The organism is Isoptericola cucumis, assembly GCF_014635665.1.
In the GTDB taxonomy this organism is placed as follows: domain Bacteria; phylum Actinomycetota; class Actinomycetes; order Actinomycetales; family Cellulomonadaceae; genus Isoptericola; species Isoptericola cucumis.
On sequence record NZ_BMDG01000001.1, the window covers coordinates 151,294 to 176,504 of the forward strand.

At 74.4% G+C, this 25,211-nt stretch carries 24 protein-coding genes; 12 read left to right on the top strand and 12 right to left on the bottom strand.

Annotation, left to right across the window (positions count from 1 at the left end; all coding sequences use genetic code 11):
- Window positions 1-38 precede the first annotated feature (38 nt).
- Entirely contained in the window at window positions 39-1,493 is a 1,455-nt protein-coding gene (locus IEW03_RS00660) for a serine hydrolase domain-containing protein (RefSeq protein WP_188521722.1), read from the top strand.
- Here the strand turns inward: IEW03_RS00660 and IEW03_RS00665 are convergent.
- A complete protein-coding gene (locus tag IEW03_RS00665; protein ID WP_188521723.1) occupies window positions 1,448-2,119 on the bottom strand; it encodes a response regulator in 672 nt (223 codons plus the stop codon). The genes IEW03_RS00660 and IEW03_RS00665 overlap by 46 nt on opposite strands.
- Window positions 2,120-2,123: 4 nt before the next feature.
- Window positions 2,124-2,909 (bottom strand): sensor histidine kinase, encoded by a 786-nt coding sequence (locus tag IEW03_RS00670; protein ID WP_229737283.1) that lies wholly within the window; start codon window positions 2,907-2,909, stop codon window positions 2,124-2,126.
- 216 nt (window positions 2,910-3,125) lie between these two features.
- Between IEW03_RS00670 and IEW03_RS00675 the strand changes: the two genes are divergently transcribed.
- From IEW03_RS00675 to IEW03_RS00685, 3 genes are read left to right on the top strand one after another with little or no spacing between them, the layout of a single operon-like run.
- The gene (locus IEW03_RS00675) at window positions 3,126-4,586 is read left to right on the top strand and encodes an FAD-binding oxidoreductase (protein WP_229737284.1); all 1,461 of its coding nucleotides are present in this window, start codon (window positions 3,126-3,128) and stop codon (window positions 4,584-4,586) included.
- Complete coding sequence (locus IEW03_RS00680; RefSeq protein WP_188521725.1) at window positions 4,583-5,554, top strand: ATP-binding cassette domain-containing protein; 972 nt, start codon at window positions 4,583-4,585, stop codon at window positions 5,552-5,554. Before IEW03_RS00675 ends, IEW03_RS00680 begins: the two co-directional genes overlap by 4 nt.
- Window positions 5,551-6,390 carry an ABC transporter permease gene (locus tag IEW03_RS00685; RefSeq protein ID WP_188521726.1) on the top strand — a complete coding sequence of 280 codons (840 nt, stop codon included), beginning with the start codon at window positions 5,551-5,553 and terminating at the stop codon, window positions 6,388-6,390. Before IEW03_RS00680 ends, IEW03_RS00685 begins: the two co-directional genes overlap by 4 nt.
- A gap of 96 nt (window positions 6,391-6,486) precedes the next feature.
- Here the strand turns inward: IEW03_RS00685 and IEW03_RS00690 are convergent, their stop codons facing one another.
- Together IEW03_RS00690 and eda are read right to left on the bottom strand one after the other, a co-directional pair.
- Window positions 6,487-7,593, bottom strand: coding sequence for a sugar kinase (locus IEW03_RS00690; RefSeq protein ID WP_188521727.1), 1,107 nt, complete (start codon window positions 7,591-7,593; stop codon window positions 6,487-6,489).
- Window positions 7,593-8,267 carry a bifunctional 4-hydroxy-2-oxoglutarate aldolase/2-dehydro-3-deoxy-phosphogluconate aldolase gene (eda, locus tag IEW03_RS00695; protein WP_188521728.1) on the bottom strand — a complete coding sequence of 225 codons (675 nt, stop codon included), beginning with the start codon at window positions 8,265-8,267 and terminating at the stop codon, window positions 7,593-7,595. The genes IEW03_RS00690 and eda overlap by 1 nt, the downstream gene beginning before the upstream one ends.
- A gap of 68 nt (window positions 8,268-8,335) precedes the next feature.
- On the opposite strand from eda, the gene IEW03_RS00700 reads away from it, so the two are divergent.
- Window positions 8,336-9,136 (top strand): IclR family transcriptional regulator, encoded by an 801-nt coding sequence (locus tag IEW03_RS00700; protein ID WP_188521729.1) that lies wholly within the window; start codon window positions 8,336-8,338, stop codon window positions 9,134-9,136.
- A 7-nt stretch (window positions 9,137-9,143) separates the two neighbouring features.
- Here the strand turns inward: IEW03_RS00700 and IEW03_RS00705 are convergent, their stop codons facing one another.
- The 6 genes from IEW03_RS00705 to IEW03_RS00730 all read right to left on the bottom strand — a co-directional run bounded on the left by IEW03_RS00705 (window position 9,144) and on the right by IEW03_RS00730 (window position 14,620).
- A complete protein-coding gene (locus IEW03_RS00705; RefSeq protein WP_188521998.1) occupies window positions 9,144-9,893 on the bottom strand; it encodes an SDR family oxidoreductase in 750 nt (249 codons plus the stop codon).
- A 105-nt stretch (window positions 9,894-9,998) separates the two neighbouring features.
- Window positions 9,999-10,751 carry an IclR family transcriptional regulator gene (locus IEW03_RS00710; RefSeq protein ID WP_188521730.1) on the bottom strand — a complete coding sequence of 251 codons (753 nt, stop codon included), beginning with the start codon at window positions 10,749-10,751 and terminating at the stop codon, window positions 9,999-10,001.
- A 36-nt stretch (window positions 10,752-10,787) separates the two neighbouring features.
- Entirely contained in the window at window positions 10,788-11,627 is an 840-nt protein-coding gene (gene kduI / locus IEW03_RS00715; protein ID WP_188521731.1) for a 5-dehydro-4-deoxy-D-glucuronate isomerase, read from the bottom strand.
- Window positions 11,628-11,723: 96 nt separating this feature from the next.
- On the bottom strand, window positions 11,724-13,028 hold the full coding sequence (locus IEW03_RS00720; protein WP_188521732.1) for a TRAP transporter large permease: 1,305 nt from the start codon (window positions 13,026-13,028) through the stop codon (window positions 11,724-11,726).
- 10 nt (window positions 13,029-13,038) lie between these two features.
- A complete protein-coding gene (locus IEW03_RS00725) occupies window positions 13,039-13,542 on the bottom strand; it encodes a TRAP transporter small permease (protein WP_188521733.1) in 504 nt (167 codons plus the stop codon).
- Window positions 13,543-13,573: 31 nt separating this feature from the next.
- The gene (locus IEW03_RS00730; protein WP_188521734.1) at window positions 13,574-14,620 is read right to left on the bottom strand and encodes a TRAP transporter substrate-binding protein; all 1,047 of its coding nucleotides are present in this window, start codon (window positions 14,618-14,620) and stop codon (window positions 13,574-13,576) included.
- 404 nt (window positions 14,621-15,024) lie between these two features.
- Between IEW03_RS00730 and IEW03_RS00735 the strand changes: the two genes are divergently transcribed.
- Window positions 15,025-16,620: a M81 family metallopeptidase gene (locus IEW03_RS00735; protein ID WP_229737285.1), complete on the top strand. Its 1,596-nt coding sequence runs from the start codon at window positions 15,025-15,027 to the stop codon at window positions 16,618-16,620.
- 73 nt (window positions 16,621-16,693) lie between these two features.
- Window positions 16,694-18,082 carry an alpha-L-fucosidase gene (locus IEW03_RS00740; protein ID WP_188521736.1) on the top strand — a complete coding sequence of 463 codons (1,389 nt, stop codon included), beginning with the start codon at window positions 16,694-16,696 and terminating at the stop codon, window positions 18,080-18,082.
- Window positions 18,083-18,130: 48 nt separating this feature from the next.
- Here IEW03_RS00740 and IEW03_RS00745 read toward each other — a convergent pair whose 3' ends face one another.
- Window positions 18,131-19,351 carry an ROK family transcriptional regulator gene (locus IEW03_RS00745; RefSeq protein WP_229737286.1) on the bottom strand — a complete coding sequence of 407 codons (1,221 nt, stop codon included), beginning with the start codon at window positions 19,349-19,351 and terminating at the stop codon, window positions 18,131-18,133.
- Between the two features lie 369 nt (window positions 19,352-19,720).
- Here IEW03_RS00745 and IEW03_RS00750 point away from each other — a divergent pair, with 369 nt between their 5' ends.
- Genes IEW03_RS00750 through IEW03_RS00770 form a run of 5 tightly spaced genes read left to right on the top strand, consistent with a single transcriptional unit; the run spans window position 19,721 to window position 24,503 of the window.
- On the top strand, window positions 19,721-20,971 hold the full coding sequence (locus IEW03_RS00750; RefSeq protein ID WP_229737287.1) for an ABC transporter substrate-binding protein: 1,251 nt from the start codon (window positions 19,721-19,723) through the stop codon (window positions 20,969-20,971).
- Between the two features lie 25 nt (window positions 20,972-20,996).
- A complete protein-coding gene (locus tag IEW03_RS00755) occupies window positions 20,997-21,920 on the top strand; it encodes a carbohydrate ABC transporter permease (protein WP_188521738.1) in 924 nt (307 codons plus the stop codon).
- Window positions 21,910-22,878 (top strand): carbohydrate ABC transporter permease, encoded by a 969-nt coding sequence (locus IEW03_RS00760; RefSeq protein ID WP_188521739.1) that lies wholly within the window; start codon window positions 21,910-21,912, stop codon window positions 22,876-22,878. Before IEW03_RS00755 ends, IEW03_RS00760 begins: the two co-directional genes overlap by 11 nt.
- Window positions 22,879-23,817, top strand: coding sequence for an ROK family protein (locus IEW03_RS00765; RefSeq protein ID WP_229737288.1), 939 nt, complete (start codon window positions 22,879-22,881; stop codon window positions 23,815-23,817).
- Complete coding sequence (locus IEW03_RS00770) at window positions 23,814-24,503, top strand: HAD hydrolase-like protein (RefSeq protein WP_188521740.1); 690 nt, start codon at window positions 23,814-23,816, stop codon at window positions 24,501-24,503. The genes IEW03_RS00765 and IEW03_RS00770 overlap by 4 nt, the downstream gene beginning before the upstream one ends.
- A 15-nt stretch (window positions 24,504-24,518) precedes the next feature.
- On the opposite strand, the gene IEW03_RS00775 is transcribed toward IEW03_RS00770, so the two are convergent.
- Window positions 24,519-25,211 carry an N-acetylmannosamine-6-phosphate 2-epimerase gene (locus IEW03_RS00775; RefSeq protein WP_188521741.1) on the bottom strand — a complete coding sequence of 231 codons (693 nt, stop codon included), beginning with the start codon at window positions 25,209-25,211 and terminating at the stop codon, window positions 24,519-24,521.

Sequence of the window (25,211 nt, forward strand, 5' to 3'; positions counted from 1 at the left end):
GACCACGACCGCCCGCACGCGAAGGAGCCCGCCCCGCCATGACCGCCACGACACCGGAGTCGCACGGCATCCCGTCCGCCGCCGTCCTCGACCTGCTCGACGACCTGGAGCAGCCGGGCCTCGACCCGCACGGCCTGGTGGTCCACCGGCGCGGCGTGCCGGTGGTGCGCGGCACCTGGGCGCCGTACCGCCCGGAGGTGCCCGCGCTCGTCTACTCGGTGTCGAAGACGTTCACCTCGATCGCCGTCGGGCACCTCGTGGCGGAGGGCCGGCTGTCGGTGGACGACCTCGCCGCCAAGGTGCTCGGCGTGACCGACCCCACCGGCATCACCGTGCGGCACCTGCTGACCATGAACACCGGGCACTCCGTGGAGCAGCTGCCCGCGGTCGGGTTCGACTCCGCGCGGCTGCTCGGCACGGTGCCGGAGCACGCGCCGGGGTCACGCTTCGTCTACAGCTCGCCGGCGTCGATGGTCCTGTCGTCGATCGTCACGGCGCTCACCGGCGAGCGCCTCACCGACTACCTGCGCCCGCGCCTGCTGGACCCGCTCGGCATCGCGGACGCGTGGTGGACCCCGCACCGCGACGAGGGCCCCGAAGGCGGCCTCGACATCGACCAGGGCTTCTCCGGGCTGCACCTCATGGCCGAGGACGTCGCACGGCTCGCGGTCGCGATGGCCGACGGCGGGCGGTACGGGGGCGCCCAGGTGATCCCGGCCGGCTGGGTCGCGGAGCTGTCGCGGGCCTGGTCGGACAACGCCCTCGACCCCGACGCGCACCCGGACTGGCGGGCCGGCTACGGCTACCAGGTGTGGCGCAACCACCGGTGGGGGTTCCGGGCCGACGGCGCGTACGGGCAGTTCGGCCTCGCCGTGCCGGAGCTGGGCCTCGCGGTCGGGTACCTCGGCGCGACCCGCACGACCGACCGCGTGCTGGACGCGTTCCGGCGGTTCGCCGACCGGCTCTCCGACGGCCCGCTGCCGCCCGACCCCGCCGGGCAGGAGGCGCTCGACGCCCGCCTGGCCGCGCTCGACACCTGGCCTGGACGCACGGGGCCCGGACGCATGGAGCCCGACCCGGAGCCGACCCCGTCCGACGTCGTGAGCCCGGTGCCGTGGACGCTGGTGTCCCACGAGCCGGGCGCCTGCACGCTCACCGTCGGCGACGACGTCCTGGTCGCCACCGAGGACTCCTGGACGACGCACGTGCTCCCCTGGCCGCACCGTCCCGACGAGCCGGGCGAGGCCGGCGGCGCGCGCGACGACGTGCTCGTCCTCGCCGTCCGGGCCCGCACGGCGGACGACGGGAGCACGGAGGTCCACGCCGTCGTGCCCACGTCGCCGCACGGCCTCGTCGCGCGCGGGCGCCCCGGCGAGCGGCTCGACCTCGCCTGGGTCACGACGCCCCTGTGGCGGCCGAGCCTGTCGACGCTGGCGGTGCCGCGCGGCTACCGGCTGCCCGGGGTCCGCACGGAGACGATCCCCGACTCGTAGGCGTACACGACGAGCTGCGCCCGGTCGCGGGCCCCCAGCTTCGTCATCGCGCGGCTCACGTGCGTCTTCGCGGTCAGCGGGCTGAGCACCATGCGCTCCGCGATCTCGTCGTTGGACAGCCCGTGGGCGACCAGCGCGACGACCTCCCGCTCCCGCGGCGTGAGCACGTCCCCGGCCGGGGCGGCGAGGGTGTCCGGCGGCCGGGCGACGAACTCGCTGATGAGCCGGCGCGTGATCGTCGGCGACAGGAGCGCGTCGCCGGCCGCGGCGACGCGCACGGCCTGCAGCAGGTCGGCGGGCTCGGTGTCCTTGACCACGAACCCGCACGCCCCCGCCCGCAGGGCGTCGAAGACGTACTCGTCCAGGCCGTAGTTGGTCAGCATGACGACCCGCACGGCGGCCAGGTCGTCGTCGGCGCAGATCGCCCGGGTCGCGCCGATCCCGTCGAGGTCCGGCATCTGCACGTCCATGAGGACGACGTCGGGCCGCAGCTCCCGGGCGAGGTCGACGCCCTCGCGCCCGGTCGTGCCCTCGGCGACCACGTCGACGTCGTCCTCCGCGTCCAGCAGGGCGCGGATCCCGGAGCGGATCAGCGCCTGGTCGTCGACCAGCAGCACCCGGATCACGCGGTCACGTCCCGTCGGCGGCGTGGCCGGCGAGGGGCAGCTCGGCGCGGACGGTGAACCCGCCCTCCGGCCGCGGCTCCGCGCGCAGCCGGCCCCCGAGCCCCGTGACCCGCTCGCGCATCCCCGTGAGCCCGTGCCCCGCCTCGGGCCGGCGCGACGCCGTGCCGCGGCCGTCGTCGTCGACCTGGACGGTGAGCTCCCCCGCGCCGTAGCGGACCCGGACGGTCGCGGTGGCGGCGTCGCCCGCGTGCCGGCCGACGTTGGTCAGGGCCTCCTGCACCACGCGGTAGGCCGCCTCGTCCACGTCGGTGGGCAGCGGCCGCCGCTCGCCGGTGACGGTGACCGTCGCCCGGACCCCCGCGACCTCGGCCCGCTCCACGAGGGCCGCGAGCCGCGCGAGGCCGTTGCCGTTCGCCTCGCCGTCGCGGCGCAGCACGTCGAGCGTGGAGCGCAGCTCCCGGACGGCGTCGGTGCTGGCCTCCTGGATGGCCAGCAGCGCGGGCGGCGGGTCCTCGCCCTGCTTGCGCGCCAGGTGCGCGGCCACACCGGCCTGCACCTTGATCACGGAGATGCTGTGGGTGAGCGAGTCGTGCAGCTCGCGCGCGATGCGCAGCCGCTCCTCCACGGCGCGGCGCCGGGCCACCTCGTCGCGGGTGCGCTCGGCGTCCTCCGCCCGCTGTTCCACCTCGCGCACGTAGGCCCGCCACTGCAGGTAGGCCACCGCCGTGATGCCGAGGGAGACGAGCCACCCCGCGGCGAAGAAGCGTCGCCAACCCCGTTCCGTCCGCATCGGGCCAGCGTATGGCGCCCCTCGCGCGGGCCGCATCCGCCCGCGGGAGTACCTCCCGCCTGCTCCCGGCGCCGTACCCGCCGCCGCGACGCGCGCCCCGCCCGGTACCCGCAGGAGCCGCCGGAGGGACGACGACTTCCGGTGCGCGGCGGCGAAGGATCGTCATGACGCCCGGCGCGACGACGGGCGGCCACGACCACATCGAAGGAGATCACCGTGAGCATCACGAGGAGCGAACGGCATGGCCCGGCCAGTCCGGCCACCCCGGCGGGGGCGGCGGAGCTGACGGGGCCGGCCGGGCCGATCGACGTCACCGGCCTGGGCGAGGTGCTCGTCCCGGGCGACGACGGCTACGCCGAGGCGAGCGGCACGCTCTTCGCCGCGGGCAGCCCGGCGCTCGTCGCGCGGCCCCGTGACGAGCGCGAGGTCGCCCGGGCCGTCGTGACCGCGGCACGGGCGGGGCTGGCGCTCTCGGTCCGCTCCGGCGGGCACGGCGCGCTCGGGCACGGCACCAACGACGGCGGCGTGGTGCTCGACCTGCGGCACCTGGACTCCGTGGAGGTCGTCGACCCCGGCCGCCGGGTGGTGCGCGTCGGGGCGGGGGCGACGTGGGGCCGGGTGGCGGCGGCGCTCGCCCCGCACGGGCTCGGCCTCACGGCGGGAGACACGGCGAGCGTCGGCGTCGGCGGCCTGACGCTGGGCGGCGGCGTGGGCTGGATGGTGCGCCGGCACGGGCTCGCGATCGACAGCCTGGTGGCGGCCCGCGTGGTCACCGCCGACGGGCGGACGCTGGTCGCGAGCGCCGACCAGCACGCCGGCCTGTTCTGGGCGCTGCGCGGCGGGGGCGGCAACTTCGGGGTCGCGGTCTCCTTCGACTTCGTCGCCCAGCGGGTCGGCGACGTCCGGTTCGGCAGCATCACCTACTCCCCCGACGACCCGGCGCGGCTGGTCCGCGGCTGGCGCGACGTCATGCGCGCGGCCGACGAGGAGCTCAGCAGCACGCTGCTGCTCGTGCCGGCGATGTTCGGCCGGCCGGCGGCGGCCACCGTGCTGGTCTGCGCCTCCCACGACGACGGCGCCGCCGCGGACCGCGCGATCGAGCCCCTGCGGCACCTGGGCACGGTGACCGGCTCGTCGGTCGCGACGGTCCCGTACGCCGACGTGCTCGACGAGGGCGGGCACCCGCCGGGCGTGCGCGTCGTCGCGCGCAACGTCCTGGTGCCCGCGCTGGACGACGCCGTCGTCGCCGACCTGGTCGCGGCGTTCGCGGGCGAACGGCCCACGGTGCTCGCCGTGCGCGCCCTGGGCGGTGCGTTCTCCCGCGTGCTGCCCGACGCGACGGCGTTCGCGCACCGCGACGCAGAGGTGATGGTCGTGGGCGGCACGATCGTGTCGGCGGACGCGTCCGACGCCGCGGTCGAGGACGCGCTCGGCGGCTGGCGGGCCGTCGCCGCGCACGGCACCGGCGCGTACGTGAACTTCCAGGGGTCCGCGACCGAGGCCGACCTGCGGGCGGCGTACCCGCCCGCGACGCTCGCGCGGCTGCGCGCCGTCAAGCACGCCTACGACCCGCGGAACCTCTTCGACCGCAACCTCAACGTCACGCCCGGCCCGTCCGGCACCGCCCGCGCCGAGGGCACCGACCGAGCCGCCCGCACGGACGGACCGGCGGCATGAGGCCCGCGTTCGAGGTCGAGGGCCTCGTCAAGCGGTTCGGGTCGACGACCGCGCTCGACGGCGTCGACCTGCAGGCACGGCCGGGCACGGTGCTCGGTGTCCTGGGACCCAACGGCGCCGGCAAGACCACCGCGATCCGGGTGCTCGCCACCCTGGAGCGCGCCGACGCCGGGCGCGCATCGGTCGACGGCCTCGACGTGGCCCGCGACGCGGTCGCCGTGCGCCGGCGGATCGGGCTCACGGGCCAGTACGCCACCGTCGACGAGGACCTCACCGGCACCGAGAACCTGGTGCTGTTCGGGCGGCTGCTCGACCTGCCGACCGCCGAGGCACGCACCCGGGCCGCCCGGCTGCTCGACCGGTTCGGGCTCACCGACGCCGCGGGGCGCCGCGCGTCGACGTACTCGGGCGGGATGCGCCGGCGTCTCGACCTGGCCGCCAGCCTCGTGGGCTCCCCGAGCGTCCTCTTCCTCGACGAGCCCACCACCGGCCTGGACCCCGGCAAGCGCGAGGAGATGTGGCAGACGATCCGCACCCTCGCCGACGACGGCACCACGGTGCTGCTCACCACGCAGTACCTGGAGGAGGCCGACGCGCTCGCCGACGAGATCTCCGTGATCGACCACGGCCGTGTCATCGCCCACGACACCCCGGCGGGGCTGAAGCAGCAGGCCGGCGGGCAGACCGTCGTCGTGCGGCCCCGCGACCCGGCGCAGGCCGGCAGCGCGGCGGACGTCGTCGGGCGGGTCACCGGGCGGCCGGTCGGGCGGCCCCGCGGCGGCACCGTCACCGCGCCGGTGGCGGGCCAGCGCGAGTTCGCCGACGTCGTGCGCGGGCTCGAGGACGCGGACGTCGCCGTCGCGGAGATGGCGCTCCGGCTGCCCAGCCTCGACGAGGTGTTCTTCACGCTCACCGGCAGGCCCGCCGACGGCCCCGTCACACAGACGAGCACGAGGGAGGCATCATGACCGACACCCTGGGCACGACCCGCCCCGAGACCCGCCCGCGGCCCCCGCGCGGCGCGGCCGACCTCCGGCCGCGGCGCTGGCCGCTGGCGCGCCACAGCCTGGCGCTGGCGCGCCGCGCCCTCGTCAAGACCCTGCGCAACCCCGGCGAGCTGATGGACGCCGTCATCCTGCCGGTGGTGTTCCTCGTGCTGTTCGTCTACCTTTTCGGTGGAGCCGTCGCCGGCTCGACCCAGGAGTACCTGCAGTACCTGTTCCCCGGCGTCCTCGTGCTGACCACGGTGCTCACGGGGCAGGTCGCGACGGGCCTCAGCATCGTGCAGGACATGAAGAAGGGCGTCTTCGACCGGCTCCGCAGCATGCCCGTGCCGCGGGCGGCGATCCTCACCGGCTCCGTGCTCGCGGACGGCGTGCGCTACGTCATCGCCCTCGCCGTGCTGTTCGGCGTGGGGTACGCGATGGGCTTCCGCGTCGAGACGGACCTGGCCTCGACGCTGGCCGCCTGCGCCGTCGCGATCGCCCTCGGCTTCTCGCTGAGCTGGCTGACCGTGCTCGTCGCCGTCGTGCTGCGCGACGAGATCATGGTGACGACCGTCGGGTTCCTGCTGCCGTTCCCGCTGGTCTTCGGCACCGGGATGACCGCACCGACCGAGACGATGCCCGGCTGGCTGCAGGCGTGGGCCGGCGTCAACCCGGTCAGCCACGCGATCGAGGCCAGCCAGGGCCTGCTGCTCGGCGGGCCGGTCGCCGGGCCGGTAGGCGCGACGCTGCTGTGGAGCGGGGCCTTCCTCGCCGTCTTCGGCACCGCCGCCGTGCTCGCGTTCCGCCGCTACGCCTGACGTGCCGCCCGCGCCGTGGCGACGGCACGTGCGAAGCCACCCGGCTGGGACCTCGCACGTGCCGCGCCCCCGGCGTCGGCCGGGCGGTGGGTCGCGTCAGCGCTGGACGCGGGCGCTGCCGCCGCCGGCAAGCTTGGCGACCTCGGCGAGGGTCGCCGTCGTCGTGTCGCCGGGCGTGGTCATGGCGAGCGCGCCGTGCGCGGCGCCGTACTCCACGGCCTCCTGCAGGGAGCCGAGCTCCATCAGCCCGTACGCCAGCCCGGAAGCGAACGAGTCGCCGCCGCCGACGCGGTCGAAGATCTCCAGGTCCGACCGGTGGGTCGCCTCGACGAAGCCCTCGGCGCGCGACCAGGCGATCGCGCCCCAGTCGTTGACGGACGCGGACTTCACGCCGCGCAGCGTCGTCGCGATGACCTGGAAGTTCGGGTAGGCCTCGGCGGCCGTCTTGATCATCGCGCGGAAGGCGCCGGTGTCGAGGTCGGTGAGGTTCTCGTCCACGCCCTCGACCTCGAAGCCGAGGGAGGCGGTGAAGTCCTCCTCGTTGCCGATCATGACGTCGACGTGCTGCGCGAGGCGGCGGTTGACCTCGCGCGCCCGATCGACGCCACCGATGTCCTTCCACAGGGACGGGCGGTAGTTGAGGTCGTACGACACGACGGTGCCGTGCCGGCGCGCGGCCGACATGGCGGCCTCGGCCACGTCCGCGGCCGACTCGGACAGCGCGGCGAAGATGCCGCCGGTGTGCAGCCAGCGCACGCCCGCGCCGAAGAGGGCGTCCCAGTCCACGTCCTCGGGCTGCATCTGCGAGATCGCGGTGTGGCCGCGGTCGCTGACGCCCACGGCGCCGCGCACCCCGAAGCCGCGCTCGGTGAAGTTGAGGCCGTTGCGCACCGACCGGCCGATGCCGTCGAACTCGCGCCACTGCACCCAGGAGGTGTCGAGCCCGCCGGTGAGCATGAAGTCCTCGACGAGGCGGCCCACCTCGTTGTCCGCGAGCGCGGTGACGATCGCACCGCGCAGGCCGAACGCGCGACGCAGGCCGCGGGCGACGTTGTACTCGCCGCCGCCCTCCCAGACGTCGAAGGAGCGGGTCGTGCGCACGCGGCGGTCGCCCGGGTCGAGGCGGAGCATGACCTCGCCGAGCGCGACCGCGTCGTACCGGCACTCGGCGGCCGGACGGGTGGTGATGGACGGGTTGCTCATCAGGACTCCTTGATCTCGGCGGCGAGGGCGACGGCCTCGGCGGTGCGGCGGGTGACCTCGGCCCAGTCGCCGGCATCGACGAGCTTCTTGTCCACCATCCACGAGCCACCCACCGCGAGCACGGGGGCGAGGCCGAGGTAGTCGCCGAGGTTGGCGGCACCCACGCCGCCGGTGGGCACGAAGCGCAGGCCGGGGAACGGGGCGGAGAACGCCTTGATCGCGGCGGGCCCGCCGACCACGGAGGCCGGGAAGAGCTTGACGACGTCGAGGCCCAGGTCGAGCGCGGCCATGATCTCGGTGGGCGTGGCGACGCCGGGCAGCACGGGCAGGCCGTGGTGCTGCGCGCGGCGGACGACGGCCTCCGACAGCCCCGGCGACACGACGTAGCGGGCGCCCGCGTCGGCGACGGCGTCCACCTGGTCGGCGGTGGTGACGGTGCCGGCGCCGACCACGACGTCGGGCTGCGTGCGCGCGACCGCGCGGATGGCGTCGATCCCGCCCGCGGTGCGCAGGGTGATCTCGGCGACGGGCAGGCCGCCGGCGACGAGCGCGTCGGCAAGCCGGGCGCCCTGGTCGGCGCCGTCGACCACGACGACGGGCACGAGCCGGTGGGCACCGAGCGCGGCGACCACGTCGCCGGCGGCTGCCGGGGTCGGGGTGTCGGGGGAAGACATCGAGGCTCCGTTTCGCTATGGTGAACGCCTGTTGTTCACTACGGAACACCCTAGAGGACGGACCAGCGATGACCCAACCCCCTGACGCCGCGGGACGGGCGGACGCCGCACCGAGCCCGCTGGGCAGCGTCGACAAGGCGCTCCTCACCCTCGACGCGCTGGCCCGCGCGGGCGCGGGCGGCACCACGCTCGCGGCCCTCGCCGCCGAGGTCGGGGCCAACAAGTCGACCCTGCACCGCACCCTCTCGGCCCTGCGCCACCGCGGGTACGCCGAGCAGGACGACGCCGGCACCTACCGGCTCGGGCCCGCCGTCCTCGCGCTGGGCACCGCCTACCTGGCCGAGGACAACCTGCCGGCCCTGCTTCGCCCCGCGCTCGAGGCCCTGCGGGACGACGTCGACGAGCTGGTCCACCTCGGCGTCCTGGCCGGCACCGAGGTCGTCTACCTCGACAAGGTGGAACCGCAGCGCCCGTTGCGCGTCTGGTCCGCCGTCGGGCGACGCGTGCCGGTGGCGACCACCGCGCTGGGGCGCGCCCTGCTCGCCGCCGCCCCGTCGGACGACGCCGAGCTGGCGCGGTTCGCCGCGGCCACGGGCACCGGCCCCGCCACGACGGCCGACCGGCTGCACGCGACCCTCGACGACGCGCGCGCCCGCGGCTACGCCTCCGAGACGGAGGAGAACGAGCCCGGCATCGCGTGCGTCGCGGTCGCCCTGCTGCGCGCGGGGCGGCCGGTCGCGGCCGTGAGCATCACCGCCCCCGCCGAGCGGATGACCGGCGCAGCCCGCGCCGCGCGGGTCGCCGCGCTGCGCGAGCTGCTCCCGACGGTCCTCCCGGTCGGCCTGACCGTCCCCGCCCCGACGACGTAGCCGTGGTTCAGCGGGCGAGCCACCCGCCGTCGACCGGCAGGATCGCGCCGTGCACGTACTGCGACGCGGGTGCCGCGAGGTACAGGACGGCGCCGGCGATGTCCGCCGGGTCGCCCCAGCGCCCGGCCGGGATCCGGGCGAGGATCTCGGCGCTGCGCTGCTCGTCGGACCGCAGGGCGCCGGTGTTGGCCGTGGCGACGTAGCCCGGCGCGACGGCGTTCACGTTGACCCCGCGCCCGGCCCACTCGTTGGCGAGGGCCTTGGTCAGGCCGGCGAGGGCCGACTTGGCCGCCGTGTAGCCCGGCACGTTGATGCCGCCCTGGAAGCTGAGCATCGAGGCGGTGTTGACGATCCGGCCACCGCCGCGGGCGAGCATGCTGCGCCCGACCTCCCGGGACAGGACCCACGCCGAGCGCAGGTTCACGTCGAGCACGTGGTCGAAGTCGGCGTCGGGGTGCTCGGCGGCCGGCGCGCGGCGGATCGTGCCGCCGTTGTTGACCAGCACGTCCACCTCGCGCTCCGCCAGGAAGCCGGCCAGCCGCGCGACCGCCTCGCGGTCGGACAGGTCGGTGGCGACGGGCGTGAACTCGCGCCCCGCGGCCTCGACCGCGCGGCGCGTGTCGGAGTCGCCGTCGGGCATGGTCGTGCTGACGCCCACGACGTCGGCCCCGGCCCGCGCGAGCAGCTCCGCGATCGCGAGGCCGATGCCCTTGCTGGCGCCGGTCACGACGGCCGTGCGGCCGGTCAGGGCGAACATCCGGGCGACGGTGGGGTCGGTGGGCAGGTCGACAGAACTGGTGTTGCTCAAGGACTCGTCTTTCGTCAGGCCGGGGTGCGCGACCGCCGGCGGGCGCCGTGCGCCCTAGCGGTCCGCGCCCCCGAGCGCGTAGGTGATGTCGGCGGCGGCCTTGTGCAGGTCGCCCGCCATCGCCACGAGCTGCTCCTCGGTGTGCTCGAGCGCGAGCGTGGAGATGGACAGCCCGTAGTTGGAGTGGCCGGTGTGGTCGCGCAGCGCCGTGCCGATGCAGACGACGCCGGGCACGTTCTCCTCACGGTCGAACGCGTGGCCGTCGCGGCGGATGTCGGCGACCTCGGCCCGCAGCGCCTTCAGGGTGGTCAGGGTCCGCGCCGTGCGGCGCACCAGCCCGGCCCGGTTGACGAACCGGACCAGCTCGTCGTCGTCCAGGCGGGCCAGGATCGACTTGCCGATGGCCGAGGTGTGCAGCGGGATCGCGGCGCCGACGCGCGACGGCATCCGGTACGGCTTGTCCGAGTCGGTGCGGACCAGGTAGATGATCTCGTCCCCGCTGCGCACCCCGACGTGCACCGTGCACTGCACGCGGCGCACCAGGTCGTCGACGTACGGCTGGACGATCGACGAGACGTCGATGCGGTCGTACGCCCGGCCGGCGAGCGACAGGACCTTCGGCCCCGGCACGTGCTCGCCGCCCGCGGTGACGCGGATGAAGTCCCGGTCCACGAGGGTCGCGAGGATGCGGTGGACCGTGGCCTTCGGCAGGTGCACCGCCGCCACGATCTCGCTGAACCGCTCGTGCGTCATCGCCGCCTCGAGCACCATCAGCGTCTTCTCGCTCGCCGTCGCCGCCTCGCTCATCCCAGCCTCCTCGTCCGCGCCGTGTGCCGGCGGCCGTCAGCGCATCGTGGCGACGTCGAACCCGTCCATGTCGTCGAACGCCTGGTTCTCACCGGCCATCGCCCACACGAAGGAGTATGCCGACGTCCCGACGCCGGAGTGCACCGACCAGCTGGGCGAGATGATCGCCTCCCGGTTCGCGACGACCATGTGCCGGGTCTCGGTCGGCTCGCCCAGCAGGTGCACCACCCGGGCCTCGTCGGGGAGGTCGAAGTACAGGTAGCACTCCGTGCGGCGGTCGTGGGTGTGCGCGGGCATGGTGTTCCACATGCTGCCCGGGTGCAGCGTCGTGACACCCATGACCACCTGGCAGGACTGCACCCCGCTGGAGTGGATGTACTGGTTGAGCGTGCGCCGGTTCGAGGTGAGCTGGTCGCCCAGCTCGCGGACCGTGCCCTGGCCGGGCTCCACCAGCGTCGTCGGGTAGGCGGTGTGCGCCGGCGCGGAGAACAGGTAGAACCGCGCGGGGCCCTCGTCCCCGGCCGCGTCGTCGGAGGAGAGCACGACGTCCGCCGCGCCCCGGCCCACGTAGAGGCACGCGCCGTGCGCGAGGCGGTGCGCCGTGCCGTCGACGGTGATCGTGCCCGGCCCGCCCACGTTGACGACGCCGGCCTCGCGGTGGTCGAAGAACTGCTCCGAGCGGATCTCGGGGTAGCCGGGCAGGGTCAGCGGCGCCGAGACCGGGCTGACACCGCCCAGCACCACCCGATCGTGGTGGGTGTAGACGGTACGGATCTCGTCGTCGACGAAGAGCCCGGGCACCAGGTACCGGCGGCGCAGCTCCTCGGTGTCCATGCCGGGCACCTGGTCCGGTGCCGTGGCGTAACGCTGTTCCATGAAGACCTCCTGGGGTCGTGCAGGGTCGTGCAGGGTCGTGCAGGGTCGTGCAGGGTCGTGCAGGGTCGTGCAGGGTCGTGCAGGGTCGTGCGGCGGCTACGCCAGCCCGAGGACGCCGGGCAGCCACAGGGACAGCGCGGGCGTCATCGCGACGACGAGCAGCAGGATCACGAGAGCGACGAAGAACGGCAGCATGCGTCGCATCACGCTCTCGATGGACATGCCGGAGACGCGGGCCCCGACGAACAGGACCGGCCCGACGGGCGGCGTGATGGTGCCGATCGACAGCGCGAGCACCATGAAGATGCCGAAGTGGATGGGGTCCATGCCGAACTCCGTCACGACGGGCAGGAAGATCGGCGCGAAGATCAGCACGGCGGGGGTCGGGTCCATGAAGCACCCGATGACCAGCAGCAGCGCGACGATCAGCACGATCAGCACGTACGGGTTGGTGCTCACCGACAGCAGGGCGTCGGTCACGAGCTGCGGGATCTGCGCGAACGACATCACCCACGACATGACGGCCGACACCCCGACCAGGAACATCACGATCGACGTCGTCCGCGAGGCCTCGAGCAGGATGCCCGCCAGGTCGCGCACCGTGATCGCGCGGTGGGCGAACGAGAGCACGAGCGCGTAGACCACCGCGATGCACGACGCCTCCGTCGGCGTGAAGACGCCGGCGAGGATCCCGCCGATCACGACGACGATCAGCAGCAGGGCGGGGACCGCGTCGGCGGCGACCTTCAGCCGCGCGGCGACGGACATCGTCTCGGTGACCCGCAGGGCGGGCCGCTTGCGGGCGTACAGGTGCACGATCACCATGCACACCGCCGCCCACAGGATGCCCGGCACGTACCCGGCCACGAACAGCGCCGCGATCGAGGTGCTCGACACGAGCGAGTAGACGATCATCAGGTTGCTCGGCGGGATGATCATGCCGGACGGCGCGGAGGCGATGTTCGTCGCCGCCGCGAAGTCCTTGGGGTAGCCCTCCTTGGCCTGCAGCGGCCCCATCGTCGAGCCCACCGCCGCGACCGACGCGACGGCCGACCCGGAGACGGCCCCGAACAGGGCGTTCGCCGCGACGTTCGTCTGGGCGAGCGAGCCGGGGGCCCGGCCCACGAGCACCTTGGCGAAGTTGATGAGCCGGAGCGCGATCCCGCCGTTGTTCATGATCACGCCGGCGAGCACGAAGAACGGGATCGCCAGGAGCGAGAAGTTGTTGATGCCGCGGAACATCTGCTGCGCGGACGTCAGCAGGCCGTTCTCGAAGCCGAGCGCCGTGATGGCCGCGGCCGCGGACGCCGTGCCGACGGCGACGGAGACGGGGACGCCGAGGGCGAGGAGCACGAGGATCCCCACGACCAGGACGAGCCCGGCAAGAGCTGCGATCTCCACAGGGACCTCCTCAGATCGCGTCCGGCTCGCCGTCGACGGCGGCGCCCTCGGCACCACGCACGACGGCCACCAGGTGGTAGACGGTGTAGAAGAGCACGAGCACGCCCGAGAGCGGCAGCGCCAGATACAGCCAGCCGACCATGAGCGGCAGGCCCGGCATCGCCTGGTTCCAGGCGAGGGCGGAGACCTGCCAGCCGCCGTAGACCAGCACGAGCGCGGCGAAGACGCCGATGACGACCTGGCAGAAGACGGCGTCCCGGCGCTGCCAGCGCTCCGGGAGCTTGCGCACCAGCGCGTCGACCGCGATGTGCCCCCGTTCGCCGAAGACGAGCGCCGCCCCGAACAGCCCCAGCCAGATGAAGACGTACTTCGCCAGCTCCTCGGACCACGTGCTCGGGTCGGACAGCACCTGCCGGGCGAAGACCTGCCACGCCACGATCACCACGAGGGCGGCGAGCAGCACGATGCACATCCACTGCAGCGCGACGTCGAGCACCTGCTTGACGCGTGTCATGAGGTGGCTCCCCGGACGCCCGGCGCCGCCGTCACTCGGCGGCCGCGCGGACCGCGTCGTACAGCTCGCGCGAGGTGTCGGTGGTCAGCTTCTCGTCGACGAGCGGGGCGACGGCGTCGCGGAAGGGCTCGACGTCGGGCTCGTTGAACTCGGCGCCGGCCTCCTCGGCGGCGGCCTTGCTGTCGGCCATGATCTTCGTCGTCAGCTCGCTGGACTCCTCGAAGGCGCCCTGGAGCTCCTCGAGGAAGATCGCCTGGTCGTCGGCGGACATCGTGTCGAAGACCGCGGGGCTGGTGATCAGGAGGTCCGGGATCATGAGGTGCTTGGTGTACGAGTAGTACGGCGCGACCTCGGCGTGCTTGAGGTTGGCGTAGATCGACTCGTTGTTCTCCCCGCCCTCGATGACGCCGGACTGGATGGCCGTGTAGACCTCGCCCTGGCCCATGGGGGTGCCGGTGCCGCCCATCAGCTCCATCATCCGGGTGTTGGTGTCGGACTCCATGACGCGGATCTTCATGCCGGCGAGGTCCGCGGGCTCGGTGATCGGCTTCTCGGAGTTGTAGACGCTGCGCGTGCCCGCCGAGAACCCGCCCAGCACGCGGATGTTCTGGTCCTCGATCGAGGAGTACACGTCGCCGGTGATCTCGGGGTCGTTGAGCACGGCCTCCTGGTGCTCCTGCGAGTCGTACGCGAACGGCATGTTGAGCGCGACGAAGTCGGGGTTGAAGTTCTCCAGCAGGGAGCCGGCCACGAGCGCGAAGTCGACGGTGCCGGCCTGGACCAGCTCCACGGTGTCCTTCTGCGCGCCGAGCGTCTCGTTCGGGAAGACCTCGAGCGAGTAGCGCCCGTCCGTGCGCTCGGCGAGGCGCTCGCCGAGGTGGGTCATGGCCACCGCCTCGGGCTGCTCCGCGTTCTGGTTGAAAGCCACCTTGAAGACCTTCTCGGCGTCCGCGCCGCCGGCGCCGCCGGACGCCTCGGCCTCGCCGCCGCCGGAGGGCGTGTCGAACCCGCCGCACGCCGTGAGCGTCGCCGCCACGACCGCCGCCGTCCCCGCGGCCGCCAACCTCTTGAGCCTCATCGCTTCTCCTCCTGCTCGTCGTCGAGCGGGGCACCCCGTCGATGCCCCTTCGGTCCGCCTAGCGGAACCGTGTTCTGCCGTACGGAACCATCCGGGCCCGGACGCTGTCAACCGTCTCCCCGTCCGCGCGATGGCTCCGTCGAGACACCGGGCGTCTACCGTCGGCCCATTCATCCGATGTCTCGGGGGTGGAGCACCGACGGGAGCCGGGGCCGCGACTCGGCGCGACTCCCCGGCCGGATGGTCGACCGGATCTCGGCGGGATGCTCGACCGGCGCGTCCGGACGCGTCGCGGCACCCGCACTCCCCAGAGGTCCGCTATCCTCGCCGGGACGTTGATACATCCGATCTATGTGCGGGTCGTCCCGCGCAGGCTCGGCCCGCCACCGGAGGAACCCGCCGCCGTGATCCCCCTCGCCTCGACCGTCTGGTCGCCCCCGCTCTCCCCCGTCGCCCCCGGCGGCCTCGACCGGCCCCGCATCGGCATCGCGGGCATCTCGATCGAGTCGAGCACCTTCTCGCCGCACGTGAGCGGCTGGGAGGCCTTCACGCTGCGGCGCGGGGACGACCTGCGGGCGCGCTACCCGTTCCTCGCCCCCGGGACGCCGCGCGGCGACGCCGCCGCCTGGCTCCCGTTCCTGCACGGCCGGTCGCTGCCCGGCGGCGCCGTGGACCCCGACGTCTACCGGGCGATGCGCGACGAGATCGTCGAGCGCATCCGTGACGAGGTCGCCGCCCACGGCCCGCTCGACGGGTTCTACCTCGACATCCACGGCGCGATGAGCGTCGTCGGCCGCGAGGACGCCGAGGGCGACCTCGCCGGCGCGGTGCGCGACGCCCTCGGGCCCGACACCCTCGTCTCGGCATCCATGGACCTGCACGGCAACGTCTCCGCCGCGCTGTCCCGCGCGGTCGACCTCATCACCTGCTACCGCATGGCCCCGCACGAGGACGAGGCGAACACGCGCGAGCGCGCCGTCCACCACCTGCTCGAGAGGCTGCGCGGGCCGCACGGTGCCGAGCCGGCGACGCGACGCCCGTGGCAGGCCTGGGTGCAGGTCCCGGTGCTGCTTCCCGGCGAGAAGACGAGCACGCGCCTCGAGCCCGCCAAGGGCCTCTACGACCGGCTGCCGGCGGTCGAGGCGAAGGACGGCGTCGTCGACGCCGCGATCTGGATCGGCTACGCCTGGGCCGACGAACCGCGCTGCCAGGCCGCGGTCGTCGTCACAGGCGACGACCCGGACGTCGCCGGGGCCGAGGCGCACGCGCTGGCACGCGCGTTCTGGGCCGCCCGCGACGGCTTCGAGTTCGTCGCCCCCACCGGCACCTTCGGCGAGTGCCTCGACCTCGCGCTCGCGCGGCCGCACGACGCGCCGCGCCCGTTCGTCGTCTCCGACTCGGGCGACAACCCGACCGCGGGCGGCGCAGGCGACGTCTCCTGGTCGCTCGGCGAGCTGCTCGACGACCCGCGCTTCGCCGCGGACGACGGCCCCACGGTGATCCACGCGTCCGTCTTCGACCCGGCGGCGGTCGCCGCCGCCGTGCGCGCGGGTGTCGGCGGGCGGGTCGACGTCGAGGCCGGCGGGCACGTCGACGGTCGCGCCCGCGGTCCGGTGCGCCTGGCGGGCGAGGTCTTCTCGATCACGCCCGGGGACGCGGACGCCGGGACGGTCGTGGTGGTGCGCCGCGGCGGGGTGCACGCCGTCGTCACCGAGCGGCGCAAGCCCTACCACCACGTGCACGACTTCACGCGCCTGGGGCTCGACCCCCACCGCGCCGACGTCGTCGTCGTGAAGATCGGCTACCTCGAGCCGGAGCTGTACGACCTCGCCGCCGACTGGCGCCTCGCGCTCACCCCGGGCGGCGTCGACCAGGACCTGCTGCGCCTGGGCCACCACCGGATCGAGCGCCCGATGTTCCCCTTCGACCCGGACCTGGCCGACCCGGACCTGCGCCCCGTGCTGCGCCGCCGGGGCGAGCCCGAGCGCCGGCACGGCTGACGCGCCGCGCCCTGACATGCCCTGACGCGCCCTGACCCACCGCCAGACCTGCCAGACCTGCAAGGAGCCGACCGTGCTGAACTTCGAGGAGCGCACCGGGCCCGACCTGGGCGCCGACGCCCCCGCCTACCCCGACGCCGTGGTGCCCGACTGGTACCGCGACGCCAAGCTCGGGTTCTTCGTCCACTGGGGCCTGTACTCGGTGCCCGCGTGGGGCACCCCGCACGCGGAGGGCAGCGTGCCCGACGAGGACGCGTACGCCCGCCACCAGTACGCCGAGTGGTACGCCAACACGGTGCGCATCGAGGGCAGCCCCACGCGGCGGCGGCACGAGGAGCGGTACGGCGTGGGCACGTCGTACGAGGACCTGGCCGACCTGTGGGACGTCTCCGGCTTCGACGCCGACGCCCTCGTGGGCGAGCTCGTCGCCGCCGGCGGGCGGTACGTCGTGCCGACCACCAAGCACCACGACGGCTTCTGCCTGTGGGGCACGGAGACGACCCCCTTCAACGCCGTGGGGCGCGGCCCGGGGCGTGACCTGATCGCCGAGATCGCGCGCGCGACCCGCGACGCGGGCGCGCGGCTCGGGCTCTACTACTCGGGCGCGCTCGACTGGCACGTGAGCGAGTACCCGCCGATCGAGTCGTCGACGGACCTGTTCCGCCTGCGCCGCAACGACGACGTGTTCGCCCGGTACGCGGCGGCGCAGCTGCGCGAGCTCGTGGAGCGGTTCTCCCCCGACGTGCTGTGGAACGACATCGAGTGGCCCGACGCGGGCAAGACGGGCGCCCCGCACGGGCTGGCCGCGCTGCTGCGCGAGTACCTCGAGGCGGTGCCGGACGGCGTCGTCAACGACCGGTGGGGCGTGCCGTTCCACGGCTTCTGGACGCGCGAGTACTCGCACGTCCCCGAGACGCTGGAGCACCCGTGGGAGGCCACGCGCGGGCTGGGCTGGTCGTTCGGGTACAACGCGGCGGAGGGGCCCGAGCACACGATCGGCGAGCGCGAGCTGATCCACCTGCTCGTCGACGTCGTGAGCAAGAACGGCAACCTGCTGCTCAACGTGGGGCCGCGCGCGGACGGGTCGATCCCGGAGCTCCAGCGCGAGCGGCTGGCCGCCCTCGGCCGCTGGCTCGGCGCGCACGGCGACGCGATCTACGGCACGCGCCCGTGGCTGCGCAGCGGCGACGTGCCGTGCGACCCCGTGACCGGCCGCCCCGACCCGGGGCGCAGCCCCGTGGCCTACACGAGCCGGGGCGACGAGGTGTTCGTGCACGTCCTCGAGCCGGGCCGCGGCCTGGTGGCGCTGGCGCCGGAGCTCGCGGACGCCGCCGACGTCGCCTGGCTCGACGACGGCGCACCCGCGGAGCTCGCCCGGGACGACCGTCGGCCCGCCCCCGACGTCGTCGTGCCGGGGCGGCTGCGCGACCAGCACGTCGCCGTGCTGCGCGTGCGGGCCTGAGCACCGCCGGGCCCGCCGCGGCGGGCCCGGCGTGCCGGCCGGCGGGCGTCAGTCGCGCAGGAGGAATGCGCCGGGGTCGGCGAGGACGTGCTGGACGACGAGGCGGCCCGCGCCGATGACGCCGGCCTCGGGCCCCGTCGTCGCGCGCGTGATGACGAGGTTCTTCGTGACGAGCGGGTGGCAGCCCTCGTACAGCTGGGAGCGCACGCTCGCGACGAACGGCTCGAGCGTGGAGAGCGCGCCCCCGAGGAAGACGGCGTCGGGGTTCACGAAGTTCACGACGGTGCACAGCACCTCGCCGAGGTGCCGGCCCGCCTCGCGCACGAGCGTCGTCACGGCCGGCTCCGCGTCCCCGGCACGCCGGACCACGTCCGCCGTCGTGGTCACGTCGAGGCCCTGCGCCCGCAGCTGGCGCACGATCGCCGCGCCCGACGCGATCGTCTCGAGGCAGCCGAGCTTGCCGCAGGAGCACGGGATCTCGCCCGCCGCGCTCACCCGGGAGTGCGTGATGTCGCCCGCCGCGCCGGTGGCGCCCCGGTGCAGCCGGCCCGAGGCGATGAGCCCGCTGCCGATGCCGGAGCCCGCCTTGACGGTGACGGAGTGCTCGACCCGGCGCGGGTAGGAGAAGTGCTCGCCCAGCGCCATGAGGTTGACGTCGTTGTCCACGAGCACGGGCACCCCGGCGCGCTCCGCGAGCCAGTCGCGCACCGCGAAGCCGTTCCAGCCGGGCATCCGCGCGGGCGACTCGACCCGGCCGGTCACGACGTCCACCGGGCCGGGGAGGCCGATCGCGATGCCGCGCAGCGCGGACCGGGCGCCGGGCGCCGCGTCCGACGAGGCGGCGGACGAGGCGGCGGACGGGGCGGCCAGGTCCGCCCCCTCCTCGAGGATCGCCGCCAGTGCGGCCTCGGGCCCGTCGGCGACCTCGATCGGCACCTCGCGCACGGCCCCGAGACGGCCGGTGAGGTCCATGACGGCCAGGCGCGCGTGCGTCCCCCCGAGGTCGGCGGCGAGGACGTGGCCGCCGTCGGGCCGCAGGCGCAGCAGCCGGGGACGCCGTCCGCCGCGGGACTCTCCGGCGCCGCCCTCGTCGAGGACCCCGGCGTCGATGAGCTCGGTGACGCGGCCGGAGACGGTGGAGGGCGCGACGCCGAGCTCGCGCGCGAGGTCGGCGCGCGAGCTCGCGACGCCCGCGGAGACGAGCGCGACGATGCGTGACGTCACGGGCGCCTCGGCGGCGGGCTCGGCGGGTGCAGGGTCGAGGGCCATCGAGGTTCCTTCGCGGTCGAACAAAGTAAGCGAGCCCCATCCTGGCGCAGGAGCGCGAGGAGGACCAGCCGACGTCCAGATCGGCCGGCCGTTGCACTCACCCTACCGAACGAAGTACTCAAACTTTGATTCTTGTGATGTGATAGCGCACGTTCGGTCGAACGAAGAAGTGGATCCTCGGCCGACGCGCCGCGGCCCGCCGTGGCGACAGACGGATCTCGACGAGGAGAGGACCCCGTGACGACACCCCGGCGCACCACCGACGACGGCCGACCCCCGGCAGCATCCGGCTCACGCATCCCGGGCGCGCGGCACCGACGCCCCGCCCCCGACACGCACAGCACCCACCAGAGAGGAACATCCATGCGCATGCGCACCCCCCTCCTCGCCTCCACCGCGGCCCTCGCGATGCTCGGCCTCGCGGCGTGCGGCTCCGGCTCCGGCTCCGGCGGCTCCGACGACGGGGCGATCGTCTGGGACATGTGGTCGGGCAGCCAGGCCGACACGGACGCGCTCAACGAGACGCTCGAGATCGTCAAGAAGGAGAACCCGGACGTCGACGTCCGCCTCCAGACCGCCCCGTGGAACGACTACTTCACGAAGCTGACGACCAACATGTCGTCGGGCAACCTGGCGTGCCTCACGTCCATGAACGGCCAGCGGCTGTCGACCTACGCCGACGCGTTCGAGCCCCTGACCGACGCCGACCTGAAGACCGCCGGCATCAGCCGCGACGACTTCGCCCCCGGCGCGCTCGACATCATGACCTACGACGACCAGCTCCTCGGCCTGCCGTTCGACGTCTCGACGATGCTCGTCTACTACAACAAGGACCTGATCGACGCGGCCGGCGCCCCGGAGCCGAAGATCGGCTGGTCGTTCGACGACTTCGAGGCCACGGCCCAGGGCGCGACCACGGACGCCACCAAGGGCTTCGCCGTCGGGCTCGGCGAGTTCCAGTGGATGGCGCTGCCGATCGCGATGTCCGGCCAGCAGCCGGTCGGCGAGGACGGCACGCTCGCGCTCACCGACCCGGCGTTCGCCGACGCCGCCACCTGGTACTCCGGCCTCGTGACCGACCAGGAGGTCGCGCTGCCCGCGGCGTCCGCCTCGGACACCGGCTGGGGCGAGAACCAGTACTCGGGCGGCAACGCCGCGATGGCCGTCGACGGCACCTGGAACGCCGTGTCCTACCTCGGCAACGACGCCGGCTTCGACGCCGGGATGGTCGACCTGCCGACCGGCGAGGCGGGCTCCACCAGCCTCGTGCTCGGCTCCGGCTACGGCATCGCCAAGGGCTGCGAGAACAAGGAGGCGGCCCTGAAGGTGCTCGGCTCCCTCGTGGGCAAGGACGCCCAGGACGCGATGGCGACGTCGGGCCGCAGCTACCCGGCCCGCGCCGAGTCGCAGCCCCTGTACTTCTCCTCGCTGGACAAGTCCGTGCGCGGCGAGGTCGAGGCCGCGTTCGACGCCGCGTTCGCCGACGTGGAGGCCCAGCGCTCCACGAAGGACTGGGACAAGGTGAACACCGCCCTGCAGCCCGACCTCGTCAGCGTCTACAACGGCCAGGCCACGATGACGGACGTCCTCGGGCAGACCCAGCAGCAGTTCGGCGAGTGAGCCGACGGAGAAGGACGTCCCACCGATGACCACGATCAGCTCTGCCGGGACGCGGCGGTCCAGCCGCTCCCGGCTGAGCAGGATCGAGTCCCGCCAGGCGCTGGGCTTCATGAGCCCGGCCCTGGTGGGGCTCGCCCTGTTCACCATCGTCCCCGTCGGGCTCTCCGTCGTGATGAGCCTGTACGACTGGCCGGCCTTCGGCGAGCGCAGCTTCGCCGGGCTCGGCAACTACGTCGACCTGTTCACCTCCAACCCCGACTTCTGGCCCGCGCTGCGCAACTCGGCCGTCTTCGCGCTGCTCTACGTGCCGCTCAACCTCGTCGTCGCGCTGTCGCTCGCGCTCGCGCTCGGCCCGCGCATCCGCGGCCGGGCGGCGTTCCGGGTGCTGTTCTTCATCCCGGTCGTCACGCCCATCGTGGCGAACGCGCTCGTGTGGAAGATGCTGCTGCAGCCGCAGGGGCTGTTCAACGGCATCTCCGTGTCGGTGCTCGGCGTCGAGCTGCCCAACTTCCTCGCCGACGAGAACTGGGCGATGACGATGGTCGTCGTCATGTCGGTGTGGCAGGGCATGGGCTACAACATGCTCATCTTCTCGGCCGCGCTCGAGCAGCTGCCCGCGCCCGTCATCGAGGCCGCGCGCATCGACGGCGCGCAGGGGTGGCGCATGCTGCGCAGCGTCGTGCTGCCGATGCTGTCGCCGTCGATCTTCTTCGCCACCGTCATGACGGTCATCACGGCGCTCCAGGTGTTCGCGCAGCCCCAGCTGCTGACCGGCGGCGGGCCGGGCAACGCGACCCTCCCCCTGGTGCAGTTCATCTACAACCAGGGCTTCAAGTTCCAGGACCTCGGCCTCGCCGCGGCCGCCGCGTGGGTCCTGTTCGTCCTCATCATCGGGCTGACCGCGTTCCAGTTCCGGGCGCAGAAGAGGTGGGTGCACTATGAGCACTGACCGTACCGACCACCTCACGGGGCAGGTCGCCACCGTGCCCGGCACGCCGCCCCTCGCGGCACCGGAGGCCGCCGCCGCGCGTCCCGGCCCCGGCGGCCCGGGTGCCGACCGGGCGCGCGAGGCGTCGGCCGGCTCCGGCCGCGTGCGGCTCGTGCTCGCGCACGTCGGCATCGTCCTCGCCGCGGCGCTCTTCGCGCTGCCGCTGGTGTACGCCTTCTTCTCCGCGCTCAAGCCGAACAACGAGATGTTCTCCATGCCGCCGACCCTCGTGGGCTCGGAGGTGCGGTGGAGCAACTTCGCGGACGTGTTCGCCTACGGGCCGTTCGCCACGTACATCGGCAACTCGCTGTTCGTCTCGGTCGCCGGCACGCTCGTGGTGCTGGCCGTCTCCACGACGGCCGGGTACGCCTTCGGCCGGCTGCGGTGGAAGGGGCGCGACGTCGTCTTCGTCCTCTTCCTCGTGACGCTCATGGTGCCCCAGGAGGTCCTGGTGGTGCCGATGTTCATCGTCATGCAGTGGTTCGGGTGGGTGGACTCCTACCAGTCGCTCATCTTCCCGTTCGCGTTCACGGCGTTCGGCACGTTCCTCATGCGGCAGTTCTTCCGCGGCATCCCGTACGAGCTGGACGAGGCCGCCCGGGTCGACGGCGCAGGGCCGTTCCGCACGTTCTGGCGGATCATCCTGCCCCTCGCGACGTCCGCCGTCGCCGTGCTCGCCGTGTTCACCTTCATGGCGTTCTGGAACAGCTACCTGTGGCCGCTGATCTCGGTCGTGGACTACGAGGCGCACGGCACGCTGCCCATCGGCCTGGCCACCTTCTCGGGCCAGAACGGCACGCGGTGGGACCTGCAGATGGCCGCGTCGATCATCTCGATGATCCCGACGACGATCATCGTCATCGCCCTCCAGAAGCACCTGGTCAAGGGCATCGCCACCGCCGGCCTCGGGGGGCGCTGAGTGGGCGGGGACGGCCTGCGGGACGTGGTCGCCGGGCTGGACATCGGGGGCACGGGCACGTCCGTCGTCCTGGTCGACGGCGAGCGCGTCGTCGCGCGGCAGCACGGCGCCACCCCGGCCGGGGAGGGCGGCCCCGCGATGGTGGCCGCCGCGGCCGGCCTGGTGCGCTCGGCCCTGCGGGCCGCGCCCGGCACCCGGCTGGCCGGGGCGGGCGTCGGTGCGGCGGGCGTCGTCGACCCGGCGACCGGCACGGTCGTCGCGGCGTCCGACTCGTTCGCCGGGTGGGCGGGCTTCGGCCTCGCCGACGCGCTGGGCGACGCGCTGGGCGTGCCCGTCGCGGTCGAGAACGACGTCAACGCCTTCGCGCTCGGGGAGGCCCGGTCCGGCGCCGCCCGCGGGCTGGCCGACGTCCTGGCCGTGACGCTCGGCACCGGGGTGGGCGGCGCGCTCGTCCTCGGCGGCAACCTCTACCGCGGCCCCTCCGGGGCCGCCGGCGAGATCGGGCACGTCGCCGGGTTCGGTGACCTGCCGTGCACCTGCGGTGGCCGCGGCCACCTGGAGACGCTGGCCTCCGGGCGTGCCGTCGCCCGCGCCTTCGAGCGCGCCACCGGCCTGGCCGTCCCCGGGGCGCGCCAGGTCGCCGAGCTCGCCCGGGCCGGCGACGGCGACGCACGGCGGGCCTTCGACGACGCCGCCCACGCCGTGGGACGGGCCGCCGTGCTCGTCGCGACGCTGCTGGACGTCACGGACGTCGTGGTCGGCGGCGGGGTCGCGTCGGCGTGGGACCTCCTGGGCCCGGGCATCGCGGCGTCCGTCCGGCGCGAGCCGCCGGTCAGCGGCGCGGACGTACGGGTGGCGCCGTCCGCGCTGGGGCGCGAGGCGGTCGCGCTGGGCGCGGCGACCGTCGCGCCCGCGGGAGCGCTTAGCCTGCTGGGGTGACCCGCTCTCCCGCTCCCCTGGTGCTGCTCGACCTCGACGGCACGCTCACCGACTCCGCCCCCGGCATCCTCGCCGGCATCCGGCACGCGTACGGCGTGCTCGGCCTGCCGGTGCCCGACGAGGCCACGCTGCGCTCGTTCGTCGGCCCGCCGATCACGGAGTCGTTCGGCGGGCACGGCGTGCCGGCCGACCGCGTCGACGAGGCGGTGACCGCCTACCGCGAGGTGTTCGCCGCCGCCGGGATGTACGACAACCGGGTGTTCGACGGCGTCCCGCAGGTGCTGCGCGAGCTGCGGGCGGTGGGCTGCACGCTCGCCGTCGCGACGTCGAAGCCGGAGGTGTTCGCCCGGCCCATCTGCGACCGCTTCGGCCTGACCGAGCTGGTCGACGGCGTCTTCGGGGCGCCGATCGAGGAGGGCACGTCCACCAAGGCGGACGTCATCGCCAAGGCGCTCGCCGCGCTGGGGCGCACCTCCCCCGTCGTGCCGGGCGCGGACGGCCCGGCCGTCATGGTCGGCGACCGGGAGCACGACGTGCACGGGGCCGCCGCGCACGGCATCCCCTGCCTCGGCGTGACCTGGGGGTACGCCGCCGACGGGGAGCTGGAGGCGGCGGGCGCCGCCGGCCTGGTCCACGACGTCGCCGGGCTGACGCGCGCCGTCCTGGACCGCCTCGACCGACCCTGACGCGGGTCGGCACCCTCAGGGCAGGGCGCGGGCGAACCAGCCGGTGATCGTGGTGGGGTGGGTGATCGCGGTGCCCACGCACACGCTGAAGGCCCCGCGCGCCAGGGCCTGCGCCGCCTGGGCGGGCGTGTGCACGCGCCCCTCGACGACCACGGGCAGCGTGCACGCCGCGACGACCTCGTCGACCAGCCCGAGGTCCGGCCCGTCGGTCCGCGGCCGCTCGCCCGTGTACCCCGCGAGGGTGGTGCCGAGCAGGTCCACGCCCGCGTCCTCGGCGGCGCGCGCGTCGCCCGTCGACCCGCAGTCGGCCATGACGAGCACGTCGGCCGCCTCGCGCAGCCGTGCCACCGTCCCGGCGAGCGTGCGCCCGTCCGGCCGCGGGCGGCGGGTGCCGTCGAGCGCGACGACGTGCGCGCCCGCGCGGGCGACGGCGACGGCGTGGTCCAGGGTCGGCGTGATGAACACGCCGTCCGAGCCGTCCTTCCAGAGCCCGACGACCGGGACGTCGACCGCCGCCACGGCGGCGGCGACGTCGTCCAGCCCCTGGACCCGGACCGCGGCCGCCCCGCCGGCGACGACGGACCGCACCACCTGGGCGGTGGTGCGCGGGTCGCGCATCGGCTCGCCGGGGTAGGCCTGGCAGGACACGGTGAGGCGCCCGCGCATCGCGTCGAGGACGCGCTCGCGCGTCCAGGGCTGGTCGGTCAT